Source organism: Streptomyces sp. NPDC033966 (genome assembly GCF_055575955.1).
Genome location: NZ_JBVIRQ010000005.1, coordinates 430,019 through 445,027, shown reverse-complemented (window position 1 = coordinate 445,027; position 15,009 = coordinate 430,019). Strand labels below are relative to the sequence as shown.

Annotated in this window: 13 protein-coding genes, 1 tRNA gene and 1 pseudogene; 9 read left to right on the top strand and 6 right to left on the bottom strand. The window is 70.8% G+C overall.

All coding sequences use genetic code 11. The features are described 5' to 3' along the window. The first annotated feature begins 29 nt into the window (after positions 1-29). From ACZ518_RS17300 to ACZ518_RS17275, 6 genes and pseudogenes are all read left to right on the top strand, one after another. The gene (locus ACZ518_RS17300) at positions 30-806 is read left to right on the top strand and encodes a DUF881 domain-containing protein (protein WP_469113868.1); all 777 of its coding nucleotides are present in this window, start codon (positions 30-32) and stop codon (positions 804-806) included. Then, positions 775-1,488, top strand: coding sequence for a class E sortase (locus tag ACZ518_RS17295; RefSeq protein ID WP_469113867.1), 714 nt, complete (start codon positions 775-777; stop codon positions 1,486-1,488). Before ACZ518_RS17300 ends, ACZ518_RS17295 begins: the two co-directional genes overlap by 32 nt. A 103-nt stretch (positions 1,489-1,591) precedes the next feature. Then, the gene (locus ACZ518_RS17290; protein ID WP_030011120.1) at positions 1,592-1,768 is read left to right on the top strand and encodes a hypothetical protein; all 177 of its coding nucleotides are present in this window, start codon (positions 1,592-1,594) and stop codon (positions 1,766-1,768) included. Further along, entirely contained in the window at positions 1,765-2,403 is a 639-nt protein-coding gene (locus ACZ518_RS17285) for an aminodeoxychorismate/anthranilate synthase component II (protein WP_125595746.1), read from the top strand. The genes ACZ518_RS17290 and ACZ518_RS17285 overlap by 4 nt, the downstream gene beginning before the upstream one ends. A 29-nt stretch (positions 2,404-2,432) precedes the next feature. Then, positions 2,433-3,233, top strand: a pseudogene (locus tag ACZ518_RS17280) (class E sortase); the annotation flags it as partial. A gap of 13 nt (positions 3,234-3,246) precedes the next feature. Continuing rightward, positions 3,247-3,978: a class E sortase gene (locus ACZ518_RS17275; RefSeq protein ID WP_469113866.1), complete on the top strand. Its 732-nt coding sequence runs from the start codon at positions 3,247-3,249 to the stop codon at positions 3,976-3,978. A gap of 92 nt (positions 3,979-4,070) precedes the next feature. On the opposite strand, the gene pknB is transcribed toward ACZ518_RS17275, so the two are convergent. From pknB to ACZ518_RS17245, 6 genes are all read right to left on the bottom strand, one after another. Next, positions 4,071-6,119: a Stk1 family PASTA domain-containing Ser/Thr kinase gene (gene pknB / locus ACZ518_RS17270; protein WP_469113865.1), complete on the bottom strand. Its 2,049-nt coding sequence runs from the start codon at positions 6,117-6,119 to the stop codon at positions 4,071-4,073. 156 nt (positions 6,120-6,275) lie between these two features. Next, entirely contained in the window at positions 6,276-7,739 is a 1,464-nt protein-coding gene (locus ACZ518_RS17265; RefSeq protein WP_469113864.1) for a peptidoglycan D,D-transpeptidase FtsI family protein, read from the bottom strand. Then, positions 7,736-9,160 (bottom strand): FtsW/RodA/SpoVE family cell cycle protein, encoded by a 1,425-nt coding sequence (locus ACZ518_RS17260; RefSeq protein WP_469113863.1) that lies wholly within the window; start codon positions 9,158-9,160, stop codon positions 7,736-7,738. The genes ACZ518_RS17265 and ACZ518_RS17260 overlap by 4 nt, the downstream gene beginning before the upstream one ends. A gap of 31 nt (positions 9,161-9,191) precedes the next feature. Then, positions 9,192-10,658, bottom strand: a complete 1,467-nt coding sequence (locus ACZ518_RS17255) for a PP2C family protein-serine/threonine phosphatase (RefSeq protein ID WP_469113862.1) — start codon at positions 10,656-10,658, stop codon at positions 9,192-9,194. A gap of 141 nt (positions 10,659-10,799) precedes the next feature. Continuing rightward, on the bottom strand, positions 10,800-11,300 hold the full coding sequence (locus ACZ518_RS17250; protein ID WP_469113861.1) for an FHA domain-containing protein FhaB/FipA: 501 nt from the start codon (positions 11,298-11,300) through the stop codon (positions 10,800-10,802). Between the two features lie 10 nt (positions 11,301-11,310). Beyond that, positions 11,311-12,126: an FhaA domain-containing protein gene (locus tag ACZ518_RS17245; protein WP_469113860.1), complete on the bottom strand. Its 816-nt coding sequence runs from the start codon at positions 12,124-12,126 to the stop codon at positions 11,311-11,313. A gap of 293 nt (positions 12,127-12,419) precedes the next feature. On the opposite strand from ACZ518_RS17245, the gene ACZ518_RS17240 reads away from it, so the two are divergent. The 3 genes from ACZ518_RS17240 to ACZ518_RS17230 all read left to right on the top strand — a co-directional run bounded on the left by ACZ518_RS17240 (position 12,420) and on the right by ACZ518_RS17230 (position 14,994). Next, positions 12,420-12,502 (top strand) — tRNA-Leu (locus ACZ518_RS17240). A 130-nt stretch (positions 12,503-12,632) separates the two neighbouring features. Then, on the top strand, positions 12,633-14,324 hold the full coding sequence (locus ACZ518_RS17235; RefSeq protein ID WP_469113859.1) for a sensor histidine kinase: 1,692 nt from the start codon (positions 12,633-12,635) through the stop codon (positions 14,322-14,324). 22 nt (positions 14,325-14,346) lie between these two features. Beyond that, the gene (locus ACZ518_RS17230; RefSeq protein ID WP_469114013.1) at positions 14,347-14,994 is read left to right on the top strand and encodes a response regulator transcription factor; all 648 of its coding nucleotides are present in this window, start codon (positions 14,347-14,349) and stop codon (positions 14,992-14,994) included. Positions 14,995-15,009 lie beyond the last annotated feature (15 nt).

Below are 15,009 nucleotides of genomic sequence, written 5' to 3'. Positions count from 1 at the left end.
GACCTCTGGCGTTGAAGGAGAAGGGTACGTTGAGCGATTCCGACGACTCCTCCACGGGTGCCCGCCGGCGGGCCAGGCCCGTCCGGCTGCTGACGGCCGCCGTCTTCGCTCTCGCCGGCCTCATCTTCGTCACCAGCTTCAACACCTCCAAGGGTACGAACATCCGGACGGACGCCTCGCTCCTGAAGCTGTCCGACCTCATCCACGAGCGCAGCGCCAAGAACGCCGAGCTGGAGAAGACCGCCGCCGCCGCGCGCGCCCAGGTGGACGCCCTCGCCGAGCGGGACAACGGCAGCAGCAAGGCCGAGGAGGCCAAGCTCGCCGCCCTGCGCACCGCCTCCGGCACCGAGGAGCTAGGCGGCCGCGGCCTGACGGTCACCCTCAACGACGCGCCGCCGAACGCCACCGCCCGCGTCCCCGGCGTGCCCGAACCCCAGCCCAACGACCTGGTGATCCACCAGCAGGACCTCCAGGCCGTGGTGAACGCGCTGTGGCTGGGCGGCGCCGAGGGCATCGAGGTCATGGGACAGCGGCTGATCGCCACCAGCGCGGTGCGCTGCGTCGGCAACACCCTGATCCTCCAGGGCCGCGTGTACTCGCCCCCCTACAAGGTCTCCGCCGTCGGCGACCCGGGCGCGCTGCGCAAGGCCGTGGGCGCGTCCCCCGCCATCCAGAACTACCTGCTGTACGTCAACGCGTACGGACTCGGCTGGAAAGTGGACGAGGAGAAGCGGCTGACACTGCCCGGCTACTCCGGCACAGTGGACCTCCACTATGCGAAGCCGCTGGAGTCCGCCGCGCCCTGACGTCGTACTGCGCCTGGTGGTACGGACGTTCAGCGAGGTGTGCCTGACGGCCGGGACGCTGATCGTGCTGTTCACGGCGTACGTGCTGCTGTGGACCGGGGTCAAGGCGGACCGGGCCGCGGCGGCCGAGCGCGAGGGGCTGCGCGACCGCTGGGCGGCGTCCGCCCAGGCCGCGGCCCCCGCCCCCGCGGCCTCCGCCGCAGCGCCCCAGCCGGCGCCCTACCCGCCCGGACGGGCCTTCGCCGAGCTGTACGTCCCCCGCTTCGGCAAGGACTGGAGCAGGCCCGTCCTGGAGGGCACGGACCCCGAACCGCTGAAGAAGGGCCTGGGCCACTACACCGGCTCCGCCCGCCCCGGCGGCGACGGCAACTTCGCGGTGGCCGGACACCGGCGCACCTACGGCGACCCCTTCAAGGACATCCCCGAGCTGCGCCCCGGGGACACCGTGACCGTCCGGGACGCCACCGGCTGGTACACGTACACCGTCCGGGCCGCGCCGCTGCGCATCCTGCCCACCGAGACCGGGGTCGTCGCCCCGGTGCCCCGCCGGTCCCCCTTCGCCACCCCCGGCAAGTACCTCACCCTCACCACCTGCGATCCGGAATGGGGACACAGCCACCGTCTGGTCGTCTGGGCGGAGCTCACCGGCACCCGGCCCGCCGGCCCGGCCGGAAGCGGGTGATTGCCCCGCTGACCCGCGCCACGGGGCCCCGGGCCCTTAGGCTGTTGCGGTACCGCCCCCGCGGTACGAGGAACGAACGTGGACGACGAAGGAAACGGACGTAATGTACGGCTGGATCTGGCGGCATCTGCCGGGCAACGCGTGGGTGCGCGCGCTGATCTCCCTCGTACTGGTCCTGGCGGTGGTGTTCGTGCTGTTCCAGTACGTGTTCCCGTGGGCCGAGCCGCTCCTTCCGTTCAACGATGTGACGGTGGACGAGGGATCGGGAGCCACTCCGTGAGCGCGCGCATTCTGGTTGTCGACAACTACGACAGCTTTGTCTTCAATCTGGTCCAGTACCTCTACCAGCTCGGCGCCGAATGCGAGGTGCTGCGCAACGACGAGGTGGAGCTCGCGCACGCACAGGACGGCTTCGACGGCGTGCTGCTCTCGCCCGGCCCCGGCACGCCGGAAGAGGCGGGCGTCTGCGTGGACATGGTCCGGCACTGCGCCGACACGGGCGTACCGGTCTTCGGCGTCTGCCTCGGCATGCAGTCCATGGCGGTCGCCTACGGCGGCGTCGTGGACCGCGCGCCCGAGCTGCTGCACGGCAAGACCTCGCCCGTGGTCCACGAGGGGCTCGGCGTCTTCGCCGGGCTGCCGTCGCCGTTCACCGCGACCCGCTACCACTCGCTCGCGGCCGAGCCCGCGACCCTGCCCGACGTGCTGGAGGTGACCGCGCGCACCGAGGACGGGATCATCATGGGCCTGCGGCACCGGGAGCACGACGTGGAGGGCGTCCAGTTCCACCCCGAATCGGTGCTGACCGAGTGGGGCCACCGGATGCTCGCGAACTGGCTCGTGCGCTGCGGTGACGCCGGGGCCGTCGAGCGGTCGGTGGGGCTGGCCCCGGTGGTGGGCAAGGCCGTCGCGTGACGGCGGTCGCGCCGTCCGTCCCCAGCGAGGGCCGGGCCGCGCGGCGCAAGGCAGCGCAGGAGGCCGCGAAGCGCTCGCACGCGCGCTCCCGCCGGCGGGGCGGAGGAGGACGGGGCCGCAGGCGCGCCCGTCCGCGCTCCGGCGGGCCGGTGGTGGTCCTCAGCAGGGCCGCCGGCGAGCTGTTCATCACCGTAGGCGTGGTGATGCTGCTCTTCGTCACCTACCAGCTCTGGTACACGAACGTCCTGGCGGAGCGGGCGGCCGACGGGGCCGCGGGCTCGCTCCAGCAGACCTGGGAGCACCCGCCGGTGGCGGGCGCGCCGCCGCCGGTGGCCGCCTTCGAGCCCGGCCAGGGCTTCGCGATCCTGCACATCCCGAAGCTGGACCTGAAGGTGCCGGTGGCCGAGGGGATCAGCAAGGCGAAGGTCCTCGACAAGGGGATGGCCGGCCACTACGGCGAGGGGGCGCTGAAGACGGCGATGCCCTCCGACAAGCAGGGGAACTTCGCGGTCGCCGGACACCGCAACACCCACGGGGAACCGTTCCGCTACATCAACCAGCTGGTGCCGGGGGACACGATTGTCGTGGAGACGCGGGACGCGTACTACACGTACCGGATGACCTCGTCGCTGCCGCAGACCTCGCCGGCGAACGTGGCGGTGATCAAGCCGGTGCCGGAGGGCTCCGGATTCACCGGACCCGGCCGCTACATCACGCTGACGACCTGCACCCCGGAGTTCACCAGCACCTACCGGATGATCGTATGGGGCAGGATGACCGATGAACGCCCCCGAAACCAGGGCGCCCCGCCCGCACTGACCAGCCCGTAAGGACGAACCCGCAGTGTCTCGTGCCCGCCGCCGTTCCGCACCGCCGCCCGCCGACCGCAGCGTGATCGCCGGGGCCCTGAGCCTGCTGGGCGAGCTCCTGATCACGGTGGGTCTGGTCCTGGGCCTGTTCGTGGCGTACTCGCTCTGGTGGACCAACGTCCTCGCCGACCGGCAGGCCTCGGCGCGCGGCGACGAGATCCGCCAGCGCTGGGGCACCCCCTCGCCCTCGGCGAGCGGTCCCGTGCAGCCGGGCGCCCTGGACACTGGGGACGGGGTCGGCTTCCTGCACGTACCCGCGATGAAGAACGGCGAGGTGCTGGTCAAGGAGGGCACCGCGCCGGACGTCCTGAACGACGGCGTGGCCGGGTACTACCTGGACCCGGTGAAGTCCGCGCTGCCCTGGGACGACAAGGGCAACTTCGCGCTGGCCGCGCACCGCGACGGGCACGGGGCGAAGTTCCACAACATCGACAAGGTGAAGAACGGCGACGCGATCGTCTTCGAGACCAAGGACACCTGGTACGTCTACAAGGTCTTCGCCGAGCTGGCCCAGACCTCGAAGTACAACACCGACGTGATCAACCCGGTCCCGAAGCAGTCGGGCAAGACCGCCCCGGGCCGCTACATCACGCTGACGACCTGCACCCCGGTCTACACCTCGAAGTACCGCTACATCGTCTGGGGCGAGCTGGTGCGGACGGAGAAGGTGGACGACAAGCGCACCAAGCCGGCGGAGCTGCGCTGAGGGGGAGCCCCCAGGTCGTTTGTTTCACGTGAAACGGGCCCGGCCCCCTCCTGAGAGGGGGCCGGGCCCGTTTCACGTACTGCTCGCGGGGCTTAGCGGCGGCTGCCGCCGGTGAGGCCGCCGAACCAGCCTCCGCCCTGCTGGCCGCCGTCCTGCGGCTGGTTGGGGTTGGCCATCGTCCGGACGTTGACCACCGTTCCCGCCGGGACCGGTGATGCGACAGCGGGCTCGGAGGTCATGATCACGGCGTTGTCGTCCGTCGGACCGCCCAGGACCGCCCCGAAGGTCAGGTTGGCCTGCTTGAGGGTGTTCTTGGCCTGGGCCACGGTCTGGCCGGCCAGCTGCGGGACCACGGTCGGCTGGGAGGACGCCTTGGAGATGCTGACGTTGACCGGGGTGTCCTTGGGGAGCTGCTGACCGGGCTCGTACTGCTGCTGGACGACCGTCTGGGGCGCGGCTCCCGGGGAGTCGACCTCGGTGGTGCTGCCGAGCTTCAGCTTGGCGTCCTGGAGTGCCTTGGCCGCGGCCGCCTTGTTCATGCCCTTGAGGTCCGGGACGACGCCCTTGGCGACCTCCTTGGCGACCTGGAGGGTGATCACCGAACCCTGCTCGGCCTGGCTGCCGCTCTTGGGGTTCTGCTCCAGCACGGTGCCGGGAGCGGCGGTGTCGGACTCGACGAGCTTCTTCTCGACCTGGAACTTCTTCGACTTCAGGCTCGACTCGGCGTCCTCGAACTTCAGCCGCGTGACGTCGGGGACCGCGACCTTGGGGGCGCCCGAGGACACCTTGACCTTGACCGTGGTGCCCTTGTCGACCTTGGTGTCGGGTGCCGGGTTCTGCGAGCAGACGTTGCCCTTGGGCTGGTCCTCGCAGGGCTCCTCGGCTTCCTTCTCCAGGCCGAGGCCCATGTTCTTGGTGCTGCTCTGCGCCTGCTCGAAGGTCTGGCCGACGAGCTTGGGCACGGCGGGGCGGTTGTCCGCGGTGCTGTTGAAGAGGGTCTTGCCGATCAGGATCGCGCCGACCAGGACGAGGACGGCGGCGACCGCCAGCAGGATCGTCGAGGCGCGGCTCTTCTTCTGCTGGCGGCGGCCGTGACCCTGGTCGTAGCCGCCGTGGCCCTGGCTGTCGTACGCGTAGTTGCCGTTGCCGTCCCCGGGGGGCATCGGCGGCATCATCGAGGTCTGGCCGGCGTCCGGGGAGCGCAGGGCGGTGGTGGGCTGGTCGTAGCCCTGGTGCCCGTAGCCGCCCTGGTCGGGGTAGCCGTATCCGGCGGCGCCCATGGCGGCGGTCGCGGCGACGGGCTGGCCCTCGAGGCAGGCCTCGATGTCGGCCCGCATCTCGTCCGCGGACTGGTAGCGGTAGTCGGGGTCCTTGACCAGGGCCTTGAGGACGATGGCGTCCATCACGGGCGTGATCTCGGGGTCGAAGTTCGACGGGGGCTGGGGCTCCTCGCGTACGTGCTGGTACGCGACGGCCACCGGGGAGTCGCCGACGAACGGGGGACGGACGCAGAGCAGCTCGTAGAGCAGGCAGCCCGCGGAGTAGAGGTCGGAGCGCGCGTCGACCTGCTCGCCCTTGGCCTGCTCCGGGGAGAGGTACTGGGCGGTGCCGATCACGGCGGCCGTCTGCGTCATGGTCATGCCGGAGTCGCCCATGGCCCGGGCGATGCCGAAGTCCATGACCTTGACCTGGCCCGTCCGGGTGAGCATCACGTTGGCCGGCTTGATGTCGCGGTGGACGATGCCGGCGCGGTGGGAGTACTCCAGCGCCTGGAGGATGCCGATGCACATCTCGAGGGTGCGCTCGGGGAGCAGCTTGCGGCCGGAGTGCAGCAGCTCGCGCAGGGTCGAGCCGTCGACGTACTCCATCACGATGTACGGGATGGAGATGTTGTCGACGTAGTCCTCGCCGGTGTCGTAGACGGCGACGATCGCCGGGTGGTTCAGCGAGGCGGCCGACTGGGCCTCGCGGCGGAACCGGGCCTGGAAGGACGGGTCACGGGCGAGGTCGGCACGCAGGGTCTTGACGGCTACGGTACGGCCGAGCCGGGTGTCGTGGCCGAGGTACACCTCGGCCATGCCACCGCGGCCGAGCACGTGGCTCAGCTCGTACCGGCCGCCGAGGCGACGCGGCTCTTCCATAACGTTCCAGCCCTCTCCGTCAGTCCCGACCGCACCGGCGTGTGGTCCGGCGGTGTGCTGTTCGCGGCAAGGCTACCGGCCGATCGTCGGTGATCGGTTCGTGACCACAGGCTGATATCGGACCGGTACCGAGCGCTCGGATCCTGTCTCCGGTACTCATCCCTTGTTCTTCAGGACGGCTTCCATGACGGCCTTCGCGACCGGCGCGGCCAGGCCGCCACCGCTGATGTCCTCGCGGTCGGCGGCGCTGTCCTCGATGACGACGGCCACGGCGACGGGCGAGCTGCCGTCGGCGAGCTCGGCGTAGGAGATGAACCAGGCGTAGGGGCGCTTGGCGTTCTTCTCGCCGTGCTGGGCGGTACCGGTCTTGCCGCCTACCTTGACGCCGTTGATCTGGGCCTTGGTTCCCGTGCCCTTCTCGACGACGTTGACCATCATCTGCTGGACCTTCTGCGCGTTCGCCGCGCTGAGGGGCCGGCTCATCTCGGACGGCTCGTGCTTCTCGATCGTGTCGAGGCCGGGCGCGGTGAGCTGGTCGACCATGTACGGCTTCATCAGCTTGCCGTCGTTGGCGATGGCGGCGGTGACCATGGCCATCTGGAGCGGGGTGGCGGCGGTGTTGAACTGGCCGATGGAGCTCTGCGCGTTGCCGTCGCGGCCCATGGTCTTGTCGTAGACGCTGGCGAAGGCGCGGACCGGGGTGTCGATCTTGTCGTTGTTGAAGCCGAACTTCTGGGCCGTCTCGACCATCTTGTCGCGGCCGACCTTGTCGCCCAGGTTCGCGAACACCGAGTTGCAGGAGACCTTGAGCGCGTCGTTCAGGCTCGCCTTCTCACAGCCGGAGGCGTGGTTGACCATCGGGGTCTTGGTGCCGGGCAGGATGTACGGCTCGGGGGTGTCCGTGGGCGCGTTGATGTCGCTGACCACGCCGTTCTCCAGCGCGGCGGCGGCCGTGACCACCTTGAAGGTGGAGCCCGGCGGGTACGTCTCGCGCAGGGCGCGGTTGACGAGCTTCTTGTCCTCGGAGTCCTTCAGCTCGACCCAGGCCTTCTCGTCGGCCTTGGAGTTGCCGGCGAAGGCGGACGGGTCGTACGAGGGGGTGCTGACCAGGGCCAGGATGGCGCCGGTGCGCGGGTCGATCGCCGCGACCGCGCCCTTCTTGGTGCCGAGCTGGTCGAAGGCGGCCTTCTGGGCGGCGGCGTTCAGGGTGGTGATGACGTTGCCGCCCCGCTTCTTCTCCCCGGTGAACATGCCGATGGTGCGGTCGAAGAAGAGCCGGTCGTCGTTGCCGGTGAGGATGCCGTCGTCCAGGGACTCCAGCTGGGTGGAGCCGAAGGCCTGCGAGGCGTAGCCGGTGACGGGCGCCCACAGGGGGCCGTCGAGGTAGGTCCGCTTGTACTTGTAGTCGCTGCCGGCGGTGACGGCGGACCCGGTGATCGGCTGGCCCTGGACGATGATGTTGCCGCGTTCGGTGGCGTACTGGGCGATCTGGACCCGGCGGTTCTCCTTGCGCGTGCTGAGGTCCTCGGCCTGGACGTACTGCAGCCAGTTGGTCCGGATCAGCAGGGCGAGGACGAGCAGCCCGCAGAACAGCGAGATGCGACGCAGGGGCTTGTTCATGACGGTCGGACCACCTGGGTCATCTCGGAGTCGGGGGACGGGGCGGGGGCCGGGGCAGGTCGGCGTGCGGTGTCGCTGATCCGGATGAGGATGGCGATGAGCACCCAGTTCGCCAGGACGGAGGAACCGCCGTAGGCGAGGAAGGGCATGGTCATGCCGGTGAGGGGGATGAGGCCCATGACTCCGCCGGCGACGACGAAGATCTGCAGGGCGAAGGCGCCGGAGAGCCCGATGGCGAACAGCTTGCCGAAGGGGTCGCGCGCGGCGAGGGCGGTGCGGACGCCCCGCTCGATGATCAGGCCGTAGAGCAGGAGGAAGGCCATGACGCCGGTCAGGCCGAGCTCCTCGCCGACGGTGGAGAAGATGAAGTCGGAGTTGGCGGCGAAGCCGATCAGGTCCGAGTTGCCCTGGCCCCAGCCGGTGCCGAGCACTCCGCCGGAACCGAAGCTCATGATCGACTGGCCGACCTGCTCGCAGGCGCCGGACGTGGAGTAGCAGGCGAAGGGGTCGAGCCAGGCGGTGACACGGGCCTTGACGTGGCTGGCCGTGGCACCGACGACGGTGGCGCCGCCGACCGACATGAGCAGGCCGATGACGATCCAGCTGGTCCGCTCGGTGGCCACGTACAGCATGATCACGAACATGCCGAAGAAGAGCAGCGAGGTGCCGAGGTCGTTCTCGAAGACGAGGACGAGGAGGCTCATCGCCCAGATCATCAGGATGGGGCCGAGGTCGCGGCCGCGCGGCAGGTAGAGGCCCAAGAAGCGGCGGCTGGCCAGGGCCAGGGCGTCGCGCTTCACCATCAGGTAGCCGGCGAAGAAGATGGCGATGGCGATCTTCGCGAACTCGCCGGGCTGGATGGAGAAGCCGCCGACGCTGATCCAGATCTTGGCGCCGAAGACGTCCGCGCCCAGACCCGGGATGACGGGCAGGATCAGCAGGACCAGGGCGCCGGCCATGGAGATGTACGTGAACCGCTGGAGCACGCGGTGGTCCTTGAGGACCAGCAGGACGACGGCGAAGAGGGCGAGGGCGATCCCCGTGTACATCATCTGGCGCGGTGCGGACTCCGAGAAGCCGCCGAAGCTGCGCTTGGCGAGGTTCTGCAGCCGCTCGGACTGGTCGAGCCGCCAGATCAGGACGACGCCGAGGCCGTTGAGCAGCGTCGCGATCGGCAGCAGCAGCGGGTCGGCGTACTTGGCGTACCGGCGTACGACGAGGTGGCCGACGCCCGCGAGGACGGCGAAGCCGAGCCCGTAGAGCAGCATGCCCGGGGGCAGCTCGCCGTGGATCGAAAGGCCCACGTTGGCGTAGGCGAAGATCGGGATGACCACGGCGAAGGCGAGCAGCAGGAGCTCGGTGTTCCGTCGGCTCGGCGCCTCGATGGCGCCGATGGTGGTCGTGTTGGTGACAACGCTCATGGTGTGACGGGCCCCCTGTGCCCGCGTCTGTCTACTGCTTTTCGCACTGGCCGACGACAGCCTGCTCCGCGGGAGTCAGGCTGGGGCCGGGCGTCTGGTTGCCCTGGGCTTCGGAAGCGCGGCGGGCCTCGTCCTGCTTGCAGGCGGAGACCTGGACCCCGAGTTCCTCGACCTTCTTGCGCGCACCGTCGAGGCTGCTCTCGCTGATCGTGGCCTCGACCTGCTTGCGCTTGAAGGGCGGGAGGTACTTCAGTTCGATCTCGGGGTGATCCGTCTCCACCTCCGAGAGGTGGATCCAGGCCAGGTTCTGGCTGAGGCCGCGGTACAGCGCGACATGGTCACCCTTGACACCGACGTAGTACTGGGTCTGCGTCCACCGGTGCGCCGCGTACAGGCCGCCGCCGGCGACACCGGCCACGAGCAGCAGGATCAGCGTGCGCGTGGTCCACTTGCGCCCTTTGCTGCGCCGCTTGCGCGGGTGGTCGTACGTGTCCTCGTACTTGCCGTCGGCATCGTAGGCGTCGTGGGCCTGCGGGGCGCCGAAGGTGCCGGGTGCGCCGCCCTGGCTCTGGTCGGGGTATCCGTAGCCGGGGGCCTCACCGCTGCCCGGAGGGCCGAAGGCGCCCGCGGGCGGCGGGGCCTGGCGGCCGAGCCCGGAGGCACGGCCGGCCGGGGTCTGCATGGCGTTGCCGTCGAAGAGCTGGTGCTGGTTCTCGGCGACCGCGCCGACGACGACCGGGGTGTCGTTCAGCTGGGCGGCCATGGTGTCGCCGCTGTCGGTGTCGAGGACGTCCGCGACGATGCAGGTGATGTTGTCCGGTCCGCCGCCGCGCAGGGCGAGCTGGATCAGGGACTGCACGGTCTCGTGCGGGCCGTGGTAGTCGGCGAGGGTCTCTTCCAGGGTCTGGTGGGAGACCACGCCGGACAGGCCGTCGGAGCAGATCAGGTAGCGGTCGCCGGCCCGGACCTCGCGGATGGAGAGGTCGGGCTCCACGACGTCGCCGCTGCCGAGCGCCCGCATGAGGAGGGACCGCTGCGGATGGGTGGTCGCCTCCTCCTCGGTGATCCGGCCCTCGTCGACGAGGCGCTGCACCCAGGTGTGGTCCTGGGTGATCTGCGTGAGGACGCCGTCGCGGAGCAGGTAGGCGCGCGAGTCGCCGACGTGCACGAGACCGAGGCGCTGGCCGGTCCACAGCAGGGCGGTGAGCGTGGTGCCCATGCCTTCGAGCTGGGAGTCCTCCTCGACCATGACGCGCAGCTGGTCGTTGGCGCGCTGCACGGCGACGCCGAGGGCGGTGAGGATGTCGGAGCCCGGGACGTCGTCGTCGAGCTGGACGAGCGAGGAGATGACCTCGGAGCTGGCGACCTCGCCGGCTGCCTGGCCGCCCATGCCGTCGGCGACGGCGAGGAGCCGGGGACCGGCGTAGCCGGAGTCCTCGTTGCCCTCGCGGATCATCCCCTTGTGCGATCCGGCGGCGAAACGCAGGGACAGACTCATGCGCACCTGCCCTGTCGACGCCTCGGGGTACAACCGGTCTCGAGCCACACTGCCCACCCTCCGGTCGGGAGCGCGCTCGGGTCCGTGTCCCCGGTGGGACGGACCGCCGCGGCTCGCTCGCTCCGCTCGCTCATTCTCGTACTACTTCCGCAGCTCGATGACGGTCTTGCCGATGCGGATCGGGGCGCCCGGCGGAATGGGCGTCGGGGTGGTCAGCCGGGTCCGGTCGAGGTACGTGCCGTTCGTGGACCCGAGATCCTCGACGATCCACTGGCCGTCACGGTCGGGGTAGATCCTGGCATGCCTGCTGGAGGCGTAGTCGTCGTCCAGCACGATCGTGGAGTCGTGGGCGCGGCCCAGCGTGATCGTCTGGCCGGCGAGGGCCACCGTGGTGCCCGTGAGGGTGCCCTCGGAGACGACGAGCTTGGTCGGCGCGCCCCTGCGCTGGCGCTGCTGGGGCGGCGCGGCCTGCCGCCCCGCCTGCTGCGGGGCGCCGGCGGCGGCTCCGCCGCGGCGTGAGCCGCGCTGCGTGACTCGCGTACCGAAAAGGTCGCTGCGGATGACCTGAACGGCCACGATGACGAACAGCCACAGAACGGCCAGGAAACCCAACCGCATGACCGTCAGGGTCAGCTCTGACATTGCCCCCGCTTCACCCTTCGGCTTGCCGGTAAATGATGGTGGTGCTGCCCACGACGATCCGCGAGCCGTCGCGGAGCGTAGCGCGGGTGGTGTGCTGCCCGTCCACCACGATGCCGTTGGTGGACCCGAGATCCTGGATCGTCGGGGGTGTTCCGGTCCGGATCTCACAGTGCCGGCGGGACACGCCGGGGTCGTCGATCCGCACATCGGCCTCGGTGCTGCGGCCGAGTACGAGCGTCGGGCGCGAGATCTGGTGGCGGGTGCCGTTGATCTCGATCCAGCGGCGCGTGGCCCCCGGGGCGCCGGGAGCCGCCGGCGCGGCGCCGGGGCGCGCGCCGGGTCCGCCCGGAGGCGGGCCCGCGGGCATGGGCGGGGCGCCGACCGGCGGGTAGCCGTATCCGCCCTGCTGGCCCTGGGCGGCCTGGGCTCCCTGGGGGGAGTCCTGGGAGGTGCTGGAGGCGAGGGTGCGACTGCGGACCCGGTAGAGGCCGGTGTCCAGGTCGTCCGCCTTCTCCAGGTGCACCTTGATGGGGCCCATGAAGCTGTAGCGCTGCTGCTTGGCGTAATCGCGTACGAGGCCCGCGAGTTCGTCGCCGAGCTGACCGGAGTAGGGGCTCAGGCGCTCGTAGTCGCCCGCGCTGAGCTCCACGATGAAGTCGTTGGGTACGACGGTCCGCTCGCGGTTCCAGATCGTGGCGTTGTTGTCGCACTCGCGCTGGAGGGCGCCGGCGATCTCCACCGGCTGGACCTCGGACTTGAACACCTTGGCGAAGGTGCCGTTCACCAGACCTTCGAGGCGCTGCTCGAAACGCTTCAGGACTCCCATGGGGCACCTCCTCCGTCGTTGTCGCCCTGTACTGCTTACTGATCGTATCCACGCGTGGCGGATTCGGCTGGTTCCCCTTCGGTCCTGCGCGCAGGAGTGTTGGTGCTCACAAGGGATCGTAGGGGTGCGCCAGGGACAGTGTCCCGCACCCGGAGGGGACAGCGGGAGGGGCCGTCCCGGTCGTCGTGAGGGGGGCCGGGGAAAGCGATTTCAATCAGGCCCGTCCTACGTGTTAATGTTTCGACGTCGCCAGGGGAACGGCCCGAAAGGGAAGATCCACTGGGACGCTGCTCGGGCGAGTGGCGGAACGGCAGACGCGCTGGCTTCAGGTGCCAGTGTCCTTCGGGACGTGGGGGTTCAAATCCCCCCTCGCCCACATCGGGGAAGCCCCGATCCGGATTCCGGATCGGGGCTTCTCGCATGTCCGGCCGCGTACGACTTTCGTCGCGCGGGACGCGACGAAAGAAGACGGCCGGCGGCACGGGCCGGTGTCTAGGGTCGGGCGTGTGGATGCCAAGGCGAGGACGCGTGCGGGCTGGGACTGGCTGAAGGGTCCGGAACCCTGGTCGCGGCGGATGCTGGCGGGGGACCTGACGACCGCCGCGGTGCTGGCGCTGCTCGGTGTCGGCGTGGACGAACTCAGCACCAGCTCCGTACTCAAGACGGTCCTCGGGGTCCTGGCCGTGGTGTCGCTGACGCTGCTGCGCCGCAGGCTCCCGGCCACCACGCTGGTGGTGGGCGTGGCGGCCAGCGCGCTGCTGCCCGGGGTGTTCCCCGTGACGGTCGTGCTGGGCTGGTCCGCGGGCCGCCGGATCGTCGGCGTGGGCCGGGCCCTCGGCGCGTTCCTGCTGGCCTTCCTCGCGGAGATCGGCCTCACCCTGGCCGACCAGTGGGCGCAGATGCGGCCGCTGCTGGTGGTCGTCTTCTCCACCCTGCTGTTCCTCGCGGCGACCGTCATGCCGGGTCTGGCCAGCCGCTACTGGCACCAGCGCCGGACCCTGCTCAGCGCGCTCCAGGAGCGCAACGACCGGCTGCTGCGCGAGCGGACCATGGTCGCCGGGCAGGCCAGGCTGCGGGAGCGGCAGCGGATCGCCCAGGACATGCACGACAGCCTCGGCCACCAGCTGGCGCTGATCTCGGTGCACACGGGGGCCTTGGAGGTGGACCCCGCGCTCACCGACCGCCAGCGCGAGGCGGTGGGGGTGCTGCGGCAGGCTTCGGTGGCGGCCATGCACGAGCTGCGCGAGGTCGTCGGGATCCTGCGCGACGGGGTGGAGGCGCCCGCGCCGGTCGAGGAGGCGCAGCCGGCCGCGCGGGGGGTGGCCGGGATCACCGGGATCGTGGAGGCGGCGCGGGCGGCGGGGACCGACGTACGGCTCGGCACGGCGGGGCAGCCGCGGCCGCTGGTCGCGGCCTGCGACCACGCGGCGTACCGGATCGTGCAGGAGGCGCTGACCAACGCCTACAAGCACGCTCCGGGGTCGCCGATCACCGTGGAGCTGCGCTACGAGGACGACTCGCTGGTGGTGGAGATCGCCAACGGCCCGGCGACCGACCGGGGTCCGGGCGAGGTCGTGTCGGGCGGGCAGGGGCTGACGGGGCTGCGGGAGCGGGCCCGGCTGGTCGGCGGCATGGTGCACGCCGGGTCGACCGAGGACGGCGGGTTCCGGGTGGCGGGCGTGCTGCCGTACGGGACGGAGCCGGCCGGGCTCGTCGAGGACGTGGCCGACGACTTCGGGCAGCGCTCGCAGGCCCGGGCGCTGGCGCTGAAGGGCGCGCCGCCGCTGGACTGGGCCGCGCTGGACCGCGAGCTGTCGGTGCCGGTGCGCACCCGGACCGGGGGCGTGGCGATGGGCTGCGGGATCGCCGTCGCGGCGCTGGTGCTGCTGATCATCGTGATGGGGGCAGCGGTGGTGATGCTGGTCGGATCCGCGAACAAGGCGATGATCGGCAGGGAGGAGTACGACGCGATCCACGTGGGCGAGTCCGAGGAGTCGGTGCGGGGGCGGTTGCCGGACGGGGACAGCGTCCTGACGGCGGGGATGGACCGCAAGGGCCCGCCGCGGCCGGCGGGCTCGGACTGCCTGGCGCTGCTCTCCGACGGGAACTCGGACTGGTCCGCCGACGACACCGTTTTCCGGTTCTGCTTCAAGGACGGCAAGCTCGTCGACAAGCAGGTGTACGAGGTCGAGCAGTAGGAGCGTGCGGGTGACAGCCAAGGTGATCAGAGTCGTGATCGCTGACGACGAGCCGCTGATCCGCGCGGGGATCAGGATGATCCTGACCTCGGCACCGGACATCGAGGTCGTCGCCGAGGGGGCCAACGGCCGGGAGGCGGTCGAGCTGGCCCTCTCGCACGCCCCGGACGTGGTGCTGCTGGACATCCAGATGCCGGTGATGGACGGGCTGACGGCGCTGGGCGAGCTGGGCCGGGCCGTGCCGGCGGTGCGGGCGCTGATCCTGACCACCTTCGGGGAGAAGGAGAACGTGCTGCGGGCGCTGAGCCAGGGCGGCGCGGGCTTCCTGCTGAAGGACTCGGCGCCCGGCGAGCTGATCGGCGCCGTCCGCGCGGCGGCGGCCGGGGACGCGTACCTCTCGCCCGGTGCGACCCGGCACGTGGTCGACCAGCTGGCCACGGGTCCGGCCGCGGGGCGCGGCGAGGAGGCCCGTCGGCGGGTCTCGGAGCTGAGCGAGCGGGAGCGCGGTGTGCTGGCGCTGCTGGGCGAGGGCTTGTCCAACGCGGACGCCGGGCGCAGGCTCCACATGAGCGAGGCGACGGTGAAGACGTACGTGAGCCGGATCCTGGCGAAGCTGGAGTGCGAGAACCGGGTTCAGGCGGCCCTGCTGGCCAGGGACGCCGGGCTGTAGGTACGGTCTGCCCGG